The organism is Guopingia tenuis, assembly GCF_014384805.1.
Classification (GTDB): Bacteria; Bacillota; Clostridia; order Christensenellales; family Christensenellaceae; genus Guopingia; species Guopingia tenuis.
In genome coordinates, this window is the sequence record NZ_JACRSS010000002.1 from 237491 (window position 1) to 254684 (window position 17194).

Annotated in this window: 17 protein-coding genes; 10 read left to right on the forward strand and 7 right to left on the reverse strand. The window is 55.2% G+C overall.

What is annotated here, in order from left to right; all coding sequences use genetic code 11:
* Positions 1 to 345: 345 nt before the first annotated feature.
* On the forward strand, positions 346 to 1179 hold the full coding sequence (locus H8693_RS06225) for a deoxyribonuclease IV (RefSeq protein WP_178621388.1): 834 nt from the start codon (positions 346 to 348) through the stop codon (positions 1177 to 1179).
* Between the two features lie 121 nt (positions 1180 to 1300).
* Here the strand turns inward: H8693_RS06225 and H8693_RS06230 are convergent, their stop codons facing one another.
* The gene (locus H8693_RS06230; RefSeq protein ID WP_249280274.1) at positions 1301 to 2401 is read right to left on the reverse strand and encodes a glycerol dehydrogenase; all 1101 of its coding nucleotides are present in this window, start codon (positions 2399 to 2401) and stop codon (positions 1301 to 1303) included.
* Between the two features lie 286 nt (positions 2402 to 2687).
* Here H8693_RS06230 and deoC point away from each other — a divergent pair, with 286 nt between their 5' ends.
* The 3 genes from deoC (at position 2688) to H8693_RS06245 (ending at position 4474) form a co-directional block, all read left to right on the forward strand.
* Positions 2688 to 3380, forward strand: coding sequence for a deoxyribose-phosphate aldolase (gene deoC, locus H8693_RS06235; RefSeq protein ID WP_249280275.1), 693 nt, complete (start codon positions 2688 to 2690; stop codon positions 3378 to 3380).
* A 78-nt stretch (positions 3381 to 3458) separates the two neighbouring features.
* A complete protein-coding gene (locus tag H8693_RS06240; protein ID WP_178621394.1) occupies positions 3459 to 4211 on the forward strand; it encodes a GntR family transcriptional regulator in 753 nt (250 codons plus the stop codon).
* A gap of 38 nt (positions 4212 to 4249) precedes the next feature.
* Positions 4250 to 4474 (forward strand): hypothetical protein, encoded by a 225-nt coding sequence (locus H8693_RS06245; protein ID WP_249280276.1) that lies wholly within the window; start codon positions 4250 to 4252, stop codon positions 4472 to 4474.
* Positions 4475 to 4556: 82 nt separating this feature from the next.
* Here the strand turns inward: H8693_RS06245 and ade are convergent, their stop codons facing one another.
* The 6 genes from ade to H8693_RS06275 form a co-directional block, all read right to left on the reverse strand.
* Positions 4557 to 6305 carry an adenine deaminase gene (ade, locus tag H8693_RS06250; RefSeq protein WP_249280277.1) on the reverse strand — a complete coding sequence of 583 codons (1749 nt, stop codon included), beginning with the start codon at positions 6303 to 6305 and terminating at the stop codon, positions 4557 to 4559.
* Positions 6306 to 6819: 514 nt separating this feature from the next.
* Positions 6820 to 7671, reverse strand: a complete 852-nt coding sequence (locus H8693_RS06255; RefSeq protein ID WP_249280278.1) for a MetQ/NlpA family ABC transporter substrate-binding protein — start codon at positions 7669 to 7671, stop codon at positions 6820 to 6822.
* Positions 7672 to 7718: 47 nt separating this feature from the next.
* Positions 7719 to 8378 carry a methionine ABC transporter permease gene (locus H8693_RS06260; RefSeq protein WP_249280330.1) on the reverse strand — a complete coding sequence of 220 codons (660 nt, stop codon included), beginning with the start codon at positions 8376 to 8378 and terminating at the stop codon, positions 7719 to 7721.
* Positions 8375 to 9385: a methionine ABC transporter ATP-binding protein gene (locus H8693_RS06265; protein ID WP_249280279.1), complete on the reverse strand. Its 1011-nt coding sequence runs from the start codon at positions 9383 to 9385 to the stop codon at positions 8375 to 8377. Before H8693_RS06265 ends, H8693_RS06260 begins: the two co-directional genes overlap by 4 nt.
* A gap of 603 nt (positions 9386 to 9988) precedes the next feature.
* A complete protein-coding gene (locus H8693_RS06270; protein ID WP_249280280.1) occupies positions 9989 to 10588 on the reverse strand; it encodes a hydrolase in 600 nt (199 codons plus the stop codon).
* A gap of 75 nt (positions 10589 to 10663) precedes the next feature.
* Positions 10664 to 11437, reverse strand: a complete 774-nt coding sequence (locus H8693_RS06275) for a GNAT family N-acetyltransferase (RefSeq protein ID WP_249280281.1) — start codon at positions 11435 to 11437, stop codon at positions 10664 to 10666.
* Positions 11438 to 11772: 335 nt separating this feature from the next.
* Between H8693_RS06275 and H8693_RS06280 the strand changes: the two genes are divergently transcribed.
* The 6 genes from H8693_RS06280 to H8693_RS06305 all read left to right on the forward strand — a co-directional run bounded on the left by H8693_RS06280 (position 11773) and on the right by H8693_RS06305 (position 17031).
* The gene (locus H8693_RS06280) at positions 11773 to 12930 is read left to right on the forward strand and encodes an ABC transporter substrate-binding protein (protein ID WP_249280282.1); all 1158 of its coding nucleotides are present in this window, start codon (positions 11773 to 11775) and stop codon (positions 12928 to 12930) included.
* A 263-nt stretch (positions 12931 to 13193) separates the two neighbouring features.
* Complete coding sequence (locus H8693_RS06285) at positions 13194 to 14075, forward strand: branched-chain amino acid ABC transporter permease (protein ID WP_178619617.1); 882 nt, start codon at positions 13194 to 13196, stop codon at positions 14073 to 14075.
* A 12-nt stretch (positions 14076 to 14087) separates the two neighbouring features.
* Positions 14088 to 15074, forward strand: coding sequence for a branched-chain amino acid ABC transporter permease (locus tag H8693_RS06290; RefSeq protein WP_178619620.1), 987 nt, complete (start codon positions 14088 to 14090; stop codon positions 15072 to 15074).
* A 3-nt stretch (positions 15075 to 15077) separates the two neighbouring features.
* Positions 15078 to 15851 (forward strand): ABC transporter ATP-binding protein, encoded by a 774-nt coding sequence (locus tag H8693_RS06295; RefSeq protein ID WP_249280283.1) that lies wholly within the window; start codon positions 15078 to 15080, stop codon positions 15849 to 15851.
* A 1-nt stretch (position 15852) separates the two neighbouring features.
* Positions 15853 to 16557 (forward strand): ABC transporter ATP-binding protein, encoded by a 705-nt coding sequence (locus tag H8693_RS06300; protein ID WP_330605721.1) that lies wholly within the window; start codon positions 15853 to 15855, stop codon positions 16555 to 16557.
* Positions 16558 to 16626: 69 nt separating this feature from the next.
* Positions 16627 to 17031: a hypothetical protein gene (locus H8693_RS06305; RefSeq protein ID WP_249280285.1), complete on the forward strand. Its 405-nt coding sequence runs from the start codon at positions 16627 to 16629 to the stop codon at positions 17029 to 17031.
* The last annotated feature ends 163 nt before the right edge of the window (positions 17032 to 17194 follow it).

Genomic DNA, 17194 nt, shown 5'->3' on the forward strand with positions numbered 1-17194 from the left:
TTCCGAGCCAGAGAAAATAAAAAGAGCTGCACCGGATAGGGGACACCTTGCATCCATAGTTATTTCCAAACGAAAGATACGCCTGCCTGCCGGATATTCTGCGGGCAGGGCCGGGAGAATCCTCCGGGCCAAAGGGCAAACGGCTGGGAAGGTCATGCGCAATGGCCGGGCAAGGCAGGCGGGAGATAAAAAAGGAGGACGTGAAAGAACAGATAAGCGGGTTCCGGGGAAGCGGATGTGTAAAAAGGGTTCTCCCGTGGTATTATAACGTAGGCCGGCTTTGCCGCGCTGCATGACGGGGCAGGCCGTTTAGCGAAAAGCAGGACAAAAGAGGAGGATTGTTTTATGCTGACCATCGGATGCCATCTTTCGGCGGCCAAAGGATTTGCCCAGATGGGAAGGGACGCCGTGTCCATCGGCGCCAACACCTTTCAATATTTCACCCGCAATCCCCGGGGAAGCAAGGCCCGCGCCATCGACGAGGCGGATGTTGCGGCGCTTTTAAAGATCATGGAGGAGAACCATTTCGGCAAGTTGGTGGCCCATGCGCCCTATACGCTGAACGCCTGCTCAGCCGATCCCCACCTGCGGGAATTTGCCCGGGAGACGCTCCGGGACGACCTGCACCGGATGGAATACCTCCCGGGAAATTACTACAATTTTCATCCCGGAAGCCATGTGGGCCAGGGCGCGGAAACGGGAATCCAGGAGATTGCCGAGGCTCTCAACGAGATTCTATGGCCGGAGCAGCAGACAACCGTGCTGCTGGAGACAATGGCGGGCAAGGGAAGCGAGGTGGGCCGGAGCTTTTCCGAGCTGCGGGAGATTCTCGACCGGGTAGAGCTGCAGGATAAGATGGGGGTATGCCTGGATACCTGCCACGTTTCAGACGGCGGCTATGACATCATCCATAATCTGGATGGGGTTTTGGAGGAATTTGACCGGATCATCGGCATGGATCGGCTCAAGGCGCTGCATATTAACGACAGCATGAATCCCCCGGGAAGCCACAAGGACCGCCATGCCCGCATCGGGGAAGGAGAAATCGGGCTGGAGGCGATTGCCCGCGTTGTCTGCCATCCCCAGCTCAAGGGACTGCCCATGGAGCTGGAAACTCCCAACGATCTGGCGGGATATGCCCGGGAGATCGCCCTGCTGCGCGCCCAAGAAAACGGCTGACGCAGAAAAACCGGAGAAAAGGGAAAAATAAAGCGGCGGATGGAAATATCCGCCGCTTTCCTCATATATTTGGCGGCAAAAAAAGAGCTGCGCATTGCACAGCTCTTTTTGCTTGCAGGAATCAGGCCATTTCCTTGAAGGCTTTGCCCATGCTGTCGGCAGCCAGGATGGCGGCATATACCTTGTCCGGATCCACCGGGAAGGGCATATTGTGGAGCGTGTCGCCCTCGGCGCAGGCCAGCTTGGCGACCTCCATGATCTGCTCCTTGTTGACCTCCTTGATGCCCAGATCGGCCAGCGTCGTGGGCAGGCCGACGGATTCGCAGAAGTTGAGGACTTCGGCAAGCTCATCCATGCAGGCGTTTTGCAGGATCAGCTGCACCAGCGTGCCGAAAGCGACCTTTTCGCCGTGATACATGGCGTGGGTTTCGGGAATGGCGGTGAAGCCGTTGTGGATGGCGTGAGCGCCGGCCAGGCCCGCGCTTTCAAAGCCAATGCCGGAGAGGAGGGTGTTAGCCTCGATGATGTTTTCCACAGCCTTTGTGCAGACGTTGTTTTCCATGGCGATTTTGGCTTTCAAGCCATCGGAGATCAGCGTTTCATAGCAGAGCTTGGCCAGAGCCAGCGCCGCCATGGTGCACTTGCCGCCCGCGCAGTTGTCCGCGCCGGCATCCGCCGCCGCTTTTCCTTCAAAATAGGTGGCAAGAGCATCGCCCATGCCGGATACCAGCAGGCGAACCGGAGCCTTTGCCACGATGGCGGTATCTACCAGCACGATGTTGGGGTTCTGGGGAAGGAAAAGATATTCCTCAAAAACGCCGTCATCGGTGTAGATAACCGAAAGGGCGCTGCAGGGAGCGTCGGTGGATGCGATGGTGGGGACGATGGCCACCGGCAGCTTTTCATAGTAGGCGACCGCCTTGGCTGTATCCAGGGTTTTGCCGCCGCCGATGCCGACGATGCAGTCGCAGCCCTCTTTCTTCACAAGCTCCCGCAGACGGGCGATCTCATTTTTCGAGCATTCCCGGTTGAAGGCTTCAAAATGCAGCTTGGCATCCGAGCCCTCAAAGCTCTTTTTAATGGTATCTTCTACCCGCTTTAAACCCGAAGAGCTGCCCAGCAGGAAAAAGTTGTTTCCCAGGCCGCCGATATGCTTTGCGATGTTGCCAAGTTCGCCGCTGCCCTGCACATAGCGGCTGGGGCTGATGATAATGTTTGCCATTTGTGTTGTTCCTCCTATATGATATATGCTATATTTTTCTCGTACTGACATTATTATAATAACCGTATATTTTAAAGTCAATCCCCAAATGGAAAACTTTCCAAATCTTCACAAATTGTTTATATATAAGTAGAAAATCCCGAAAATACGGGAATTTTGGCTTTTTTTAAAAAAATAAAAAATAGGGGTTGCAATCTGTGAACAACATGTTATAATGTAAGTACAAAAGGACAATGAATGGCAAGGCCATTCTCAATATTTAAAAAATGACTGGGAGGATGAAACCATGAAAAAAATGACCGTTGCTGAACTGGCAAACATGATCGACCACACTCTTTTGAAGCCCTATGCGGAAGCGCAGGACTTCGTAAAGCTCTGCGCGGAGGCTAAGGAATATGGCTTTAAGATGGTTGCCATCAACTCCGGAGAAACCGCACGCTGCAAGCGGCTTTTGCAGGGAACGCCTGTACACGTCGGCGCGGCCATCGGGTTCCCTCTGGGACAGACGACCATTGAAACCAAGGCTTTTGAAACCCTGGATTCCATCCTGAAGGGCGCGGACGAAATCGACTATGTGATCAATATCGTGGAGCTGAAAAACGCCAACTTTGATTTCATCAAGGAGGAGATGGAACGCATCGTCACCATCTGCCGCCGCTATGGCGTCATCTCCAAGGTAATCTTTGAAAACTACTACCTCACCAAGGATGAGATCAAGGTAGTTGCCGAGATCGCCAAGGAAGTCAAACCTGACTTCATCAAGACGTCCACTGGCTTTGCTCCCGGCGGCGCTACGCTGGAGGACGTCAAGCTCATGAAATCCATCGTGGGCGACGAGGTTAAGGTAAAGGCTGCGGGCGGCATCCGGGATCTGGAAACCTGCCTGGCTATGATTGACGCTGGTGCGGAGCGCATCGGTACCTCCAGCAGCATCAAGATCATCAACGCATATAAGAAGATGCTGGCGGAAGAGAAATAAGCGGAAACACAGAGAAAATGGGCGCCGGGCACAACAAGCCCCGGCGCTTTTTTCTTCACCGGCAGAGGAGGCGAGAAAATGGACGCGATATATTACCAGTGTAAGCTGGACCGAAAGATCCCGGTTCCGCTCTATTATCAGCTCAAACAATTCATGGTGGATCAGATCGAGGCGGGTGTTTTAAAAGAGGGGGACCCGGTTCCCTCGGAAGAGGAGCTTTGCAGCATTTTGAATGTCAGTCGGGCCACCATCCGCCAGGCATTCAGCGAGCTGGTAAACGAAGGCAAGCTCAGAAGGCAGAAGGCCAAGGGAACGTTTATCGCCAAGCCAAAAATTCAGGGGAGCTTTTTCCAGACGATCTCCAGCTTCAATGACGAGATGCGCGCCAAAGGGCTGGTTCCCTCCACCAAGGTGCTGGACTTCCGGGTAGCCCGGGAGGAGGAAGCGGCAAAAAAGCTGGGCCTGGATGCTCAGGCGCCGATAATTCATCTCAAACGCCTGCGCTATGCGGATGCGGAGCCTATGGTATTTGTAGAAACTTATCTGTCCTATCAGAAATACAGTCTTTTGCTTCAGGAGAATCTGGAGGAGAATTCCCTCTATGCCGTCCTGGACAAATGCTATCAGGAAGCAGTGCATAAGGTATCGCGCATTTTGCATGTGGAGCTGGCAGACCGCCCGCTGGCCCGCCTGCTGCATATCGACAGCGGCTCTCCTATTTACACAGTCGCCACATCCTCTTTCACCAAAGCAGGGCAGCCGGTGGCCTATTCCATTTCCAAATATCGGGGGGACCGCAACGAATTTCGGGTGGATCTGTATCGGGAATAACCTACTTTCTTTTTAAAGAAAGTAGGCAAAGAAAATTTATGACAGGGCGATCTCTCCGCTATAATTTTAAAATAGAAGCGATAGAATGGATAAAAAAGATTGCTTTGGGATGCCTCCGGTTCTTTAAAAAAAGAGTAGGCAAAAAATCTGCGACAGGGCTTTCTCTCCGCTATAATTTTAAAATAGAAGCGATAGAATGGATAAAAAAGATTGCCTTGGGGTGCCTCTGGCTTTTTAAAAAAGTAGGCAAAAAAGCACTGTGATCCGCTGGTCCCCAGAGGAAGGGAATGAACTTTCATGCCCATGGGGAAAACAAAAAAACGGCAGAACGCGAACCCTTGGTTTTCACTTTTCTTCGGGCCTTTCAGCCTCAACCGGAGTGAAGCTGAAGTTCATCACGTCGAATAGGCCCATGTCCGTAAGCTTCAGCTCCGGAATGACCGGCAGCGACATGAAACACAGCGTCATGATCGGCTCAACCTCGCCCGCAATACCCAGTTCCTGGAACGCCGCCTTGTGAATTGCCGTCAGGCGCTCATCAACCCACTGGCCGCTCTGATCGCTCATCAGCCCCGCCACCGGCATCGGCATCCTCTCAATCACCCTGCCGTCGCGCACTAGGACGATGCCGCCCTCTTGTTCGACGAGGGCTTCGACGGCGCAGGCCATCTCCTCGTCGCTGACGCCGACGACAATGATGTTATGTGAGTCGTGCGCCACGGAGAGGGCCACGGCGCCGCGCCGAATTCCATAGCCGCCCAGCAGCGCCACGGCGACATTACCGGTGTATTTGTGCCGCTCCACGATTGCTACCTTCACAATATCGACCGATGGGTCGCGGCGGAAGTTGCCGTTTTCGTCGCGGCTGACGCGGGCAATGCGGTTTTTGGATACTACGCCGCCGGGAATGATTTGAATCACATGGGCATAGTCACTCTTAAGCGGCAGACGCAGGCGTTCTACGGAGAAATCCTTCAAGTGGAGGCTGCCCTTGACGGCGGAAATGTCATGGCGATGGACCTCCGGGAGGTAATCGCCGTCAACGGCGCAGAGCTTTCCGGCCAGCCAGACCTTGCGCACGCGGAAGTCCTTCAGGTCATCGAGCAGCACGATATCCGCCCGAAGACCCGGAGCGATCGCGCCGCGGTCGCTGAGATGCCAGCATTCGGCGGCGTTGAGCGTCGCCATGCGGATGGCGCTGATCGGGTCAAGTCCTTCTTCGACGCAGATGCGCAGATGATTGTCAATGTGGCCCTCCTTGAAAATGGTTTTCGGCTGCCGATCGTCTGAACAAAGAAGGCAGCGGCGGCTGTTTTCCGGCGTGACGCCCTTCAGCAGCGAGCGCAAATTATGGCAGGCAGAGCCCTGCCGCAGCAGGACGTACATACCGCAGGAAATCCGCGCCTGCATTTCCTCGACCGTAGCGCACTCGTGGTCGCCGCGGATGCCGGGAGCGCTGTAGGCGTTCAGGTCGTTGCCCATGACCGTGGGCGCGTGGCCGTCGATGAGCTTGCCGTGATTGATCGCGACGAGCAGTTTGTCAAGCACTGCGTCGTCTGCGTCGATCACGCCGGCGTAGTTCATAAATTCGCCGAGGCCGAGAATGTTCTCGCGCGTGATGGGCTCGCGCATCTGCTCCGCGTCGATTACTGCGCCCGCGTTTTCAAACGGAGTAGCAGGAACACAGGAGGGAAGCATGAACTTGATGTCCAGCGCTGCGTCCTGTGCCGCTTCCATCATGTAGTCCAGTCCGCAGATGCCGCAGACATTGACGATTTCATGCGGGTCGGCAATGATTGTCGCCGCTCCATGCGGGATCAGCAGACGGCTGATCTCCTCCGGCGTCACATAAGAAGATTCAATGTGAATATGGCTGTCGATAAAGCCCGGCGCGGCATAGCGGCCCTCCGCATCTATGACCTCTATGCCATCATAGGTGCCGACACCGGCAATTTTTTCATCGCAAAGGGCAATATCGCCCTGCCGAATCGTGCCGGAATAGACATCCACAACGCGGCAGTTCTTAATCACAACATCGGCGGGGATGCGTCCGGCGGCAATATCGATCCGTTTTTTCAGTTCCTGTTTTGTCATGCTTTGCAGCACTCCTTTCATCTTTCCTATAATATAGCACAACGAATCTGCCGCGTGTACAAAAACTTTTAGCATTTTGGAACTTTTGGCAGAAGAAACAAAAAGACGGCGAGGATTTTGACGGTGCAAGCCGGTGCTTTTGTGCGATTGGCGGTTTTTCAAGAATAACCCAGAGAAAAGCAATGTAAATAGGCAAAATAATACCGCCGGCGTATAATGGCCGGCGGAGAAGGCCAACCATTTTTTTGGATCGCTTATTGCTCGCTGTCGGAACTACCGTCACCATCCGTAAGGCAGGCTTCCCTAAGTCCGCCGCAGGTAGTGGTAACGAGTGGACAACGGCGGTGTGTCTGCCGGAACGGATTGAAATCCGCGCTTCGCAGATTTCTTTACACAAGAGAGCCTTTTAGTACATTCTGCTGGATGAGAGCTTATCGCAATTCTTCGAGCCGCAGCACAGGAATACTAAAAAAGACGGCAGAAATGCCGTCTTTTTGTATCGGGATATTTTTGCTTAGAACAGCGGAACAACGCCGCCCGCATATTTTTCTTCCATGAACTTTTTGACTTCGTCGCTTTTGAGGGCTTTGGCGAGCGCCTGGATGGCCTCGTCGTTTTCGTGCCCTTCCTTGACGCAGAGCACGTTGACATATGTCTCTCTGGCGGCGGAATCGTCCTCCTCATGGGCGATGGAATCCTCAGCAATGCTCAGGCCAGCCTGGAGGGAATAGTTGCCGTTGATGACCGCCATGTCCACATCCTGGAGAGAGCGGGGCAGCTGGGCAGCTTCCAGCTCCACGATATCGAGATTTTTAGGATTCTCCACAATATCCAGCTTGGTGGCGTTGATGCCCGCGCCGTCTTTTAATTTAATCAGTCCCTGCGCTTCCAGAAGCATGAGCGCCCGGGCCTCGTTGGTGGTGTCGTTGGGAACCGCGATTTTAGCGCCGTCTTTCAGCTCTGCAATGGAAGCCGTCTTTCCGGGATAGAGGCCAAAAGGTTCATAGTGAACCTCTGCCGCAATGGCGAGGTGTGTGCCGCGCTCAGCATTGAAGTTCTCGAGATATTGTTTGTGCTGGAAATAGTTGGCGTCCAGGTCGCCGTCCTCCACGGCAGTGTTGGGAATCACATAATCCGGGAATTCCTGGATCTGAAGGTCATATCCCTCTTTTGCGAGAATTTCTTTGGCAACCGCCAAAATTTCCGCGTGGGGCGTCGGCGAAGCGCCAACCTTGATGACTTTTGTATCTCCCGAAGCGCCGTTTTCTGCCGGGGCAGATGTTTCCGTGTTCTGGGGCGCGCCGCAGCCGGCAAACAGGCCGACGGCCAAAAGCAGCGCCAGCACCAGGGCTATTGTCTTTTTCATTGAAATGTCCTCCTCATGATTAAAAAATTATATTTCCAGCGGGACAATCATTTCCGCCGGTCGCTTTTGGTTGCAATCCACATGCCGACTTCCTGGAAAATCTGGACGATGATGACCAGAATGGCCACGGTGATGAGCATGATGGTGTTGTCATAGCGGTAGTAGCCAAAGCGGATGGCGATATCCCCCAATCCGCCGCCGCCCACAAAGCCCGCCATGGAGGAATATCCCAGAATGGTGGTGATGGCGATGGCGCTGCCCACTAAAATCGAGGGACGGGCCTCGGGCAGCATGACATGGGTGATGATCCGCATGGGAGAAGCTCCCATGGACTGGGCCGCCTCAATGACGCCGGGGTCGATCTCCTTGATGGAGGATTCCACCAGGCGGGCAATGAAGGGAGCGGCCGCCACCACCAGGGGAACGATGGTCGCCGTGGCACCGATGCTGGTTCCGACAATGGCACGGGTAAAGGGCAGAATCGCCACCAGAAAGATCAGAAACGGGATGGAACGGGCGATATTGATGATGACGTTTAAAACCGTATAGACAAAGCGGTTGGGCTTGATGCCGTCCTTGGCTGTGACCACCTGGATCACGCCCAGAGGCAGGCCGATGATATAGGCCAGAAGCGTGGCCACTGCGGTCATATAAAGTGTGTCGACGATGCCCTGCAAAAGCATCTGAATGGTTGCCGGATCCATTATAGCTGCACCTCCTCTGCCGTGAGACCCTGTTCCTGAAGATACGCGATCATTTTATTGGCCGTGAGGGTATCCTCCGGCAGCTGCACGACGATCTGGCCGAAGGCCTTGCCGTCAATATCCTTGGTGTCGGCAAACATGATGTTGACAGGCGCATGGCAGGCCAGGATCATGTTGGCGACCACCGGCTCAAAGGAGGAATTTCCCTCAAACACGATGCGACAGCAGCGGCTGCCGATATATTTGGCTTGGTTTTCCCCGTCCGGGAACACCAGCTTGCGTGCCGCAGCCGTCTGGGGCCGGGTGAAGATGGAATCCACGCGGCCGGTTTCCGCGATGCGGCTGTCGTCGATAATGGCGACGCTGGTGCAGATCTCCTCAATGACCCGCATTTCATGGGTGATAACCACGATGGTAATGCCCATGCGCGCGTTGATATCCTTCAAAAGCGCCAGAATCGAGCGGGTAGTTTTGGGATCCAGGGCGCTGGTGGCCTCGTCGCAGAGAAGCACCTTGGGATTGTTGGCCAGGGCCCGGGCGATGGCGACGCGCTGCTTCTGCCCGCCGGAAAGCTCCGAGGGATAGGCCTTGTCCTTTTCCTTTAAGCCCACCAGCTCCAAAAGCTCATAGGCCCGCTTGCGAGCCTCCTCCTTGGGAACCCCAGCGATCTCCAGCGGGAAGCAGATGTTCCCAATGGTGGTGCGCTGCATGAGCAGGTTGAACTGCTGAAAGATCATGCCGATGGACTGTCGGGTTTTCTCCAGTTCCCTGCGGCTGAGCTTGGACATATCCAGCCCGTTAAAGAACACTTTGCCCTTGGTGGGCCGCTCGAGATAGTTGATGCAGCGCACCAGCGTGGACTTCCCGGCGCCGCTCATGCCGATGATGCCGAAAATCTCTCCCTCCCGGATGGTGAGGTTGATATCCCGGAGGGCTGTGACGGTATTTTTCTTTGTGATAAAGCTCTTTTCCAGATTTTCAATCCGGATGATGGCGTTTGGTTCGCTCATATTGCCTCCTGTATCTCCGGGGAGAATTCCCTTTCAATTATATCAATTATATCGGCCCGGAGAACGCATGTCAAAGGAAAATCGCCGGAAACCGCCGGAAAACCGGGGTTTTTTCGAAAAACAGCCGGTTTTTTTGAAAGAGGGCGGTTCCGGGAGCCGTGCGCATGGGCCGCAGAGCAGCTCGGATAAAACCTTCTATTATATAAATATACTGTTTCGCGCAGATTTTCCAATAAAAAAACCGGGGCTTCTCCAAAGCTCCCGGGCAGACGGCGCATGCGCATTGTTCAGGCGCATATTGCAGGCGCGGCCGAAAACAGGCAAAGGCGCCTGGCCATGGAATATGCCCGGGAGAAACACATTCGGCAGCAACGCATCATAGGATTCCAAAGGGCAATGTTTCTCGCGGTCATTTTCTTCGCCTCCTCACATTCCAGTCTTTTAACCTTATGGGAATGTCATATGTCTATAAACCCATCTTGTCAATGGGTTTATGGGCTTTTTTGCGGAAAATTTTTCCGCGTCTGCGGTGTAATAGATTTATAAACAGGAGAAACGCGCGTAATTTCAACGAAGGGAAGATGCACCCTGCGAGGAACAGGCCTATGCCTCCTCGGGGAATCCTTCCGCCTCCAGGGCGGCAATGCGGGCCTCGTCTACCCGCATGGCCAGCAGGGTTTTCTGCAAAAGGTCGTCTAGGTTCCATCCCAGCATCTCCGCGCCCCGGGCAATGACCTCCCGGGAGCAGCCGGCGGCAAAGGAGGGGCTCTTATATTTCTTTTTCAGGGACTTCAGCTCCATATCCATAACGCTCCGGGAAGGGCGCATCAGAGCCGCCGCCTGGGTGAGGCCGGTGAGCTCGTCGGTGGCATACAGCACTTTTTCCATTTCGTGTTCCGGGCGAATGTCCACGGTGATGCCATAGCCATGGCTGGCTGTGGCGTGGATCAGCTCGGGGGAAAGGCCGCGCTGCGCCATGATCTCCTGGGATTTTTTGCAGTGTTCCTCCGGGAAACGCTCAAAATCCAGATCGTGGAGCAGGCCAACAATCCCCCAGAACTCCTCCTCATCTCCATAGCCCAGCTCCCGGGCAAAGACGCGCATGACGCCTTCCACTGTGAGCGCATGCTTTAAATGAAAGGCGTCCTCGTTATATTCCCGGAGAAGCGCCCAAGCCTGGGCGCGGGTGCAGTTGGTTTTCATGTCATCAGCTTCCTTCCTTAATAATATAACGGCAATAATATAACGGCCGCTGCGGCAGCCGCGGATGTATCCTATTTATTCCCCCAAAGGATATAGCCGGAACGCGGGATACGCATGGGAAAAACGGTACCCCAGCTTTTCCGCCAGGGCCTTGGAGGCCGGATTTGCCGCATCCCAGCTGGGATACAGGCCCCGGGAAAGGCATTCGAGAATCAGCCGGGAGGCACAGACGACGGCATAGCCCCGGCGCCAGAAGCCAGGCCTGGTGTCAATCTCGATCTCGATGCCCTGGGTATAGATGGTATAGGAGGAGGCGCCGGATACAAGAATGCCGTCCAGCCGCAGGCCAAAGCCCAGCCCCCGCCGGGCGTATTCCTCTGCGCTCCCGAATTGGGAGACGAGATCCGTGGACCAATCTTCGCTCCGCGCCTCTGCATAGCAGGCGGACAGGGGAACCAGCTCCCCGCCCGGCGGCAGTGCCCGGGCCCAAAGGGAGAGAAGCTCCGGGCGAAACCCGCCGGAATCCTTATGAAAGGCATAACGGGTGACGGGCTGCGCCCGTTTCCCATAATGAAGCTGCATGCGCCGCCGCCAGCCCTCTTCCGGCGGGACAGGGAATACGGTGCGGCGGGAGGGGGCGGCGTCCAGCAGCTCCTCTGCACCGGGAGCCTCCGGATCTCCGGCAAAAAAGCGGAAATCCCCAATAGCGATACAGCCGCAGGCCGATTCCGGCCCAGCCAAATAGCCCCGGCCCATATGCCCCTCCAGATAGGAGAGAATCATGGTGTTCTCCGTGGGGAGAAACAGAGGCTCGAGCTGTCTGCGCTCGGCGTGGGTCAGGGGAATCATAGGCAGGGCCTCCTTTGCATGCCAGGTTAGTGCAAGTATACCGCAATGCCTCCTAAAAAGAAAGAGATAGACGGCAAAAAACTCCCGAAAATGAAGGAATATTTTTGGGAACATGCAATTTTATTTGCGCCAAAAAGCAAAAGGAATTGGAAAATTGTAAAGGAACTGTAAAAAAATATGCAAGTTTTTTTTGCAAAAATTGTTGCGCCTTGCGGGGGAAGTGGTATATACTAAGAAAAAAGTGAGCAACGCCTTTCCCAAAGGCCGCTGCATGGGGAAAAACCGGCGCGGGCGGGAAAAGCGATTGTATAAAATTTTAATCAGGAGGACGGAAAATGAAAAAACGTGTTTTGGCAATTGCATTGGCGTGCATGATGCTGCTTCCGATGCTGGCTGCCTGCGGCGGGCAGGGCGGAAGTACGGGGGATGCAGACACCATTAAAATCGGCGGGCTGGCCCCTCTGACCGGCGAAGTTTCCCAATATGGCGTTGCCGTCAACAATGGCGCAAAAATGAAGGTAGAAGAGCTGAATGCGGCGGGCGGCATCAACGGCAAGCAGATCGATTATGTCGTATACGATGAAAAAGGCGATGCCACCGAGGCAGTAAACGCCTATAACCGGCTCCTTCAGGACGATAAAATCGTAGCTTTGGTGGGAGACGTTACCACACAGCCCACCCAGGCGGTTGCCCAGCAGGCCGCAAAGGACGGCATCCCGATGATCACAGCGTCGGCTTCGGCCCTGGCGGTCACGACGCCTGGAAAGAACATTTTCCGCGCCTGCTTCACAGACCCGGCCCAGGGCGAGATTCTCGCTTCTTATGCATATGAAGAAATGGGCGCAAAGACCGCCGCGGTGATCTATGACAACGGCAGCGACTATTCCGTCGGCCTGATGGAAACCTTCGAGAGCAAGGCCAAAGAGCTGGGCCTGGAAATCGTCGCCAAAGAGGCTTATAACACGGGCGACAAGGATTTCAAAGCGCAGCTGACCAACATCAAGGCGGCGAACCCGGATATCGTATTCATCCCGGATTACTATGAAACCGTGGCCCTGATCGCCGTGCAGGCAAAAGACGTTGGCCTTACCTGCCCCAAGATTGGCGCAGACGGCTGGGAAGGCGTTCTTGGAAAGCTGGATGCCAGCAACGTGGATGCGCTGGAGGGATGCTATTATTCCAGCCAGTTCACCAAGGAATCCACGGATGAGGCTATGCAGAACTTCTATAAGAACTATACGGAAAAATACGGCGAAGAACCCACGATGTTCGCGGCGCTGGGATATGACGCCATGGGCATGATGGCCCAGGCCATCGGCGAAGCGGGAACCACGGATTCTGCCGAGATTGTTGACGCCATGACCAATATCCAATACCAGGGCGTTACGGGCAGCATCACCTTTGATGAAAACCGCAACCCCACAAAGACCGTATTCATGATTTCGATTGAGGGCGGCGAATATAAATTTGCGGGCACCTATGACGCAAAGTAAAAAAACGTTGTCATACGAAACAGCAATATTGGCCGGGGGAGAATTCTCCCCCGGTTCAAAATATATGGCGGAACGCTCCCGGGAAACTTTTTGAAGCGGGGCGGAAGCCGCAAAGCAAGTCCGTTTCTGCACCAATGGTGTGGGAAAACAGGAAAAAAGCCATCTTTTTTTAACCGGAGCAGGCCCGGGAGGGCCAGGCAGGTGCCCGGGTTATAAAAAGATGAAAAAAACTCACGAATCTATGTAGATCGGATGGTACGAAGATGAATGTTTTATCCCAAATCATAAACGGCCTGCATATCGGCAGTATCTATGCGCTGGTGGCGCTCGGATACAGCATGGTATATGGAATTATCAAGCTGATCAACTTCGCCCATGGCGAGATCATTATGGTGGGCGCCTATGCCGTCTATGTCATGCTGGTGCTGGTGGGGACGCCGCTGTGGATTGCAGTTCTGGTGTCGCTCCTGTTCTGCGCCTGCATGGGCATGCTCATCGAGCGGGTGGCATACCGCCGGCTGCGCAATAAAAATGCCCCTCGCATTTCTCTTTTGATTACGGCCATCGGCGTCAGTATCTTTTTGCAGAACCTGGCCCAGACGATTTTCTCCTCCTCGGGGAAATCCTTCCCCAACGTTATGCCCCAGGGGAGCATCCGGCTGGGGGATGCCGAGATCAGCGCCCTCACCCTTATCACACTGGCGACAGCGGCGGTTTTGATGATCGGCCTGCAGCTTCTGGTCAGCAAAACAAAAATGGGCAAAGCCATGCGCGCGGTTTCTGAAGACGCCGGCGCGGCAAAGCTCATGGGCATCAACACCAACGTCACCATAACGTGGACTTTTGCCATCGGCTCGGCTCTGGCCTCCATCGCCGCGCTGCTCTATTCCAGCGCCTATCCCCTGGTGACCCCGTATATGGGTTCTACTCTGGGCCTCAAGGCTTTCATCGCCGCAGTCCTGGGCGGCATCGGCAGCGTTCCCGGCGCCATGCTGGGCGGCTTCCTTTTGGGCATTGCGGAGACGCTGGCCAAGGGATATATATCCTCGGTGGTGGCGGATGCCATCGTATTCGGCATTCTGATTCTGGTGCTGCTGATCCGCCCGGCGGGTCTTCTGGGCCGGAACGTAAAAGAGAAGGTATAGGAGGGGAATGGCATGATGAAGAAAAAAGGAAAATCCTATCTTATCAATTTTGCGTTGGTGGCCGTCCTGTTTGTGGTGCTGCAGGTGCTGATCTCTTCGGGGGTCATCAACCGGTATTATAACGGTATTCTGATGCTGGTGGGCATCAATGTGATCCTTGCGGTGAGCCTGAATCTGGCGACGGGGTTTCTCGGCCAGCTGGTTCTGGGCCATGCAGGCTTTATGGCTGTGGGCGCCTATACTGCGGCGCTGTTTACCCTCAATTCCAGCCTGCCCGAAGGTTTGGCCCTGGTCGTCGGCATGGTGCTGGGGGGCCTGGTGGCGGCAGTGTTCAGCGCGGTTATCGGCATTCCGGCCCTGCGGCTGCGGGGCGACTATATCGCCATTCTGACTCTGGGCTTTGGAGAGATTATCCGCGTGCTTTTGAACTCCCTGGAGTTTACCGGCGGGGCCAAGGGACTGAACGGCATTCCGGCCTATACGACCTTCCCCTCGGTGTTCATCGTGGCGGCGCTTACGGTCTATATAATCTATGCCTTCATCAATTCCCGGCACGGGCGGGCAGTTATCGCCATCCGGGAGGATGAGATTGCGGCGGAATCCGCCGGCATTCACACGACCTACTATAAAATGCTCGCGTTCATCCTCTCCGCCTTTTTTGCGGGAGTGGCGGGCGCGCTTTATGCCAACTATATCGGCGTGCTGGCGCCGGCAAAGTTTGATTTCAACTATTCCGTGGAGATCCTCCTCATGGTGGTTATGGGCGGCATGGGATCGATTACCGGCTCCATCGTGGCGGCGGTGGTTCTGACCTTCCTGCCTGAGCTGCTGCGGGGCTTCTCGGATTACCGCATGCTGATCTATTCGGCCATCCTCATCGCCATCATGCTCTTTAAGCCCACGGGGCTTCTGGGGCAGCAGGAATTTTCCCTGGCCGGGCTGGCAAAGCGGGGCAAACGCTGGTTTGCTAAACGGAAAAAGGGAAAGGAAGGAGCGTAAACCATGGCCAAATTGTTGGAAACAGAAAACCTGGGAATTGCATTCGGCGGGCTGCGCGCCCTTTCGGATGTGACGCTGGAGATCGGCAGGGGAGAGATCGTCGGCCTGATCGGGCCGAATGGCGCCGGAAAGACGACGGTATTCAACCTGCTGACGGATGTATATATGCCCACCGAGGGAACCATTACCCTGGAGGGCAAGAGCATCGTCGGGAAAAAGACATATCAGATCACCCGCGCGGGCATCGCCCGGACCTTCCAAAATATCCGGCTGTTCAAGGATATTTCGGTGATCGATAACGTGAAAATCGCCATGGAGGGGGATATGCACTATTCCGCTCTGGCCGGGATTTTGCGGCTGCCCTCCTATTGGCGGGAGGAAAAGGCGGCAGACCTGCGGGCGCGGGAGCTTCTGCGGGTGGTGGATCTGGAGGATTTTGCGGACGCCAAGGCCAAAAATCTGCCCTATGGCCAGCAGCGCAAGCTGGAGATCGCCCGGGCGCTGGCAACGCAGCCCAAGGTTCTGTTGCTGGATGAGCCGGCCGCGGGCATGAATCCGACGGAGACCCAGGAGCTGGCGGAAATGATCGAAAAGATCCGCAAAAAGTTTGACGTTGCCATTTTGCTCATTGAACACGACATGAGCTTTGTCATGGAGATCTGCGAAAAGCTCTATGTGCTGGACTACGGAATGGTGATTGCGCAGGGCAAGCCGGAGGACGTCCGCAAAGACCCAAAGGTAATCGCGGCCTATCTGGGAGGTAACGAAGATGAGTGAGATGCTGCGGGTCAAGGACCTGCATGTATATTATGATGCGATCCATGCCATCAAGGGCGTGAGCTTTGATGTGCAGGAGGGCGAGATCGTGACGCTCATCGGCGCCAACGGCGCCGGTAAGACCACGATTTTGCAGGCGATTTCCGGGCTTTTGAAGCCCAAAGAGGGCGAGATTGATTTTCTCGGGGAAAATCTGCTGGCCCTTCCCGCCCATACGATCGTGCGGCGCGGGGTGGCCCAGGTTCCCGAGGGACGGCGGATCTTCTCCCAGCTCACCGTGCAGGAAAATCTGGAGATGGGCGCGTTTTCCCGCAAGGATACCCGGAACTTCTCCAAGGACTATGAGATGATCTTTGAACACCTGCCCCGGCTCAAGGAGCGGCGCAAGCAGATGGCGGGAACGCTCTCCGGCGGCGAGCAGCAGATGCTGGCCATCGGCCGGGCGCTCATGTCCAAGCCCAAAATGCTCCTGCTGGACGAACCCTCCATGGGGCTGTCCCCGATTTTGGTGCAGGAAATTTTCCATATCATCGAAAACGTCAACAAGACGGGGATGACGGTTCTGCTGGTGGAGCAGAATGCCAAAATGGCCCTAAAGATCGCCAGCCGGGCCTATGTTTTGGAGACGGGAAAAATTGCCATGTCCGGCGATGCCGGGGAGCTGGCCAAGGACCCCAAGGTGCAGGAGGCATATCTGGGGGGCTGATCTGATAAAAGGAATGCCCGCCGTCGGCGGGCTTTTTTATACGGGGGAAACCGGACGGAGGAAAGGCCTGTGGTGCATGAAGCGATGGCCTGCCTGCTGAATCTTTTGGAGCAGCGGGCGGCGCTGGAAAAAAAGAAGAGGGGATGGGAGATCCTGCTGGATGGCCGGGAGCGGCTGGGGTGCTTGTTTGCGCAAACAGAGGCCCTGGTGTTTTGCCATGGTATCTGCCGGCCTTTTCCCTATCGGGCATATAAAAGGCCGGAGAAGCTGGCCCATGCCCTTTATGGGCAGCTTTTGCTGTTCCTGGACCGCACGGTCCGGTTTTCCTATCTCTATCAGGAAGGGGAGCGCAAAAAAGTGGCGCTGTTTGCCATGGATACCGGGGAAAAGCTGGCGGAGGTGCAGTTAGGGCGGCTGAACCGCGGCCCCCGGGTAGTGCATGAAGAGATTGTGCGTTTTGCCCGGCGTTATTGACGCTGATCTTGCAAAAGCCGCAAGAAAGGGCAGCTCCGGAGAAAGCCCCCTTCTATTTTCCCAAAGAAGGGAAAATCTGTTTTAAAATGTAATTCTCTCATAGTATACTATACTATACAAAAAAGGCAGCCGGGGCCACCTGCACGGCATAAGGAAAAAAACA

Bases quoted from the DNA above. Each gene is read 5' to 3' on its own strand.
- H8693_RS06275 (WP_249280281.1), bottom strand. From the start codon at position 11,437: ATGATTCCCCTGACCCACGCCGAGCGCAGACAGCTCGAGCCTCTGTTT.
- H8693_RS06285 (WP_178619617.1), top strand. From the start codon at position 13,194: ATGAATGTTTTATCCCAAATCATAAACGGCCTGCATATCGGCAGTATC.
- deoC (WP_249280275.1), top strand. From the start codon at position 2,688: ATGAAAAAAATGACCGTTGCTGAACTGGCAAACATGATCGACCACACT.
- H8693_RS06280 (WP_249280282.1), top strand. From the start codon at position 11,773: ATGAAAAAACGTGTTTTGGCAATTGCATTGGCGTGCATGATGCTGCTT.
- H8693_RS06230 (WP_249280274.1), bottom strand. From the start codon at position 2,401: ATGGCAAACATTATCATCAGCCCCAGCCGCTATGTGCAGGGCAGCGGC.
- H8693_RS06245 (WP_249280276.1), top strand. From the start codon at position 4,250: ATGACAGGGCGATCTCTCCGCTATAATTTTAAAATAGAAGCGATAGAA.
- H8693_RS06255 (WP_249280278.1), bottom strand. From the start codon at position 7,671: ATGAAAAAGACAATAGCCCTGGTGCTGGCGCTGCTTTTGGCCGTCGGC.
- H8693_RS06270 (WP_249280280.1), bottom strand. From the start codon at position 10,588: ATGAAAACCAACTGCACCCGCGCCCAGGCTTGGGCGCTTCTCCGGGAA.
- ade (WP_249280277.1), bottom strand. From the start codon at position 6,305: ATGACAAAACAGGAACTGAAAAAACGGATCGATATTGCCGCCGGACGC.
- H8693_RS06240 (WP_178621394.1), top strand. From the start codon at position 3,459: ATGGACGCGATATATTACCAGTGTAAGCTGGACCGAAAGATCCCGGTT.
- H8693_RS06265 (WP_249280279.1), bottom strand. From the start codon at position 9,385: ATGAGCGAACCAAACGCCATCATCCGGATTGAAAATCTGGAAAAGAGC.
- H8693_RS06295 (WP_249280283.1), top strand. From the start codon at position 15,078: ATGGCCAAATTGTTGGAAACAGAAAACCTGGGAATTGCATTCGGCGGG.
- H8693_RS06225 (WP_178621388.1), top strand. From the start codon at position 346: ATGCTGACCATCGGATGCCATCTTTCGGCGGCCAAAGGATTTGCCCAG.
- H8693_RS06300 (WP_330605721.1), top strand. From the start codon at position 15,853: ATGCTGCGGGTCAAGGACCTGCATGTATATTATGATGCGATCCATGCC.
- H8693_RS06290 (WP_178619620.1), top strand. From the start codon at position 14,088: ATGATGAAGAAAAAAGGAAAATCCTATCTTATCAATTTTGCGTTGGTG.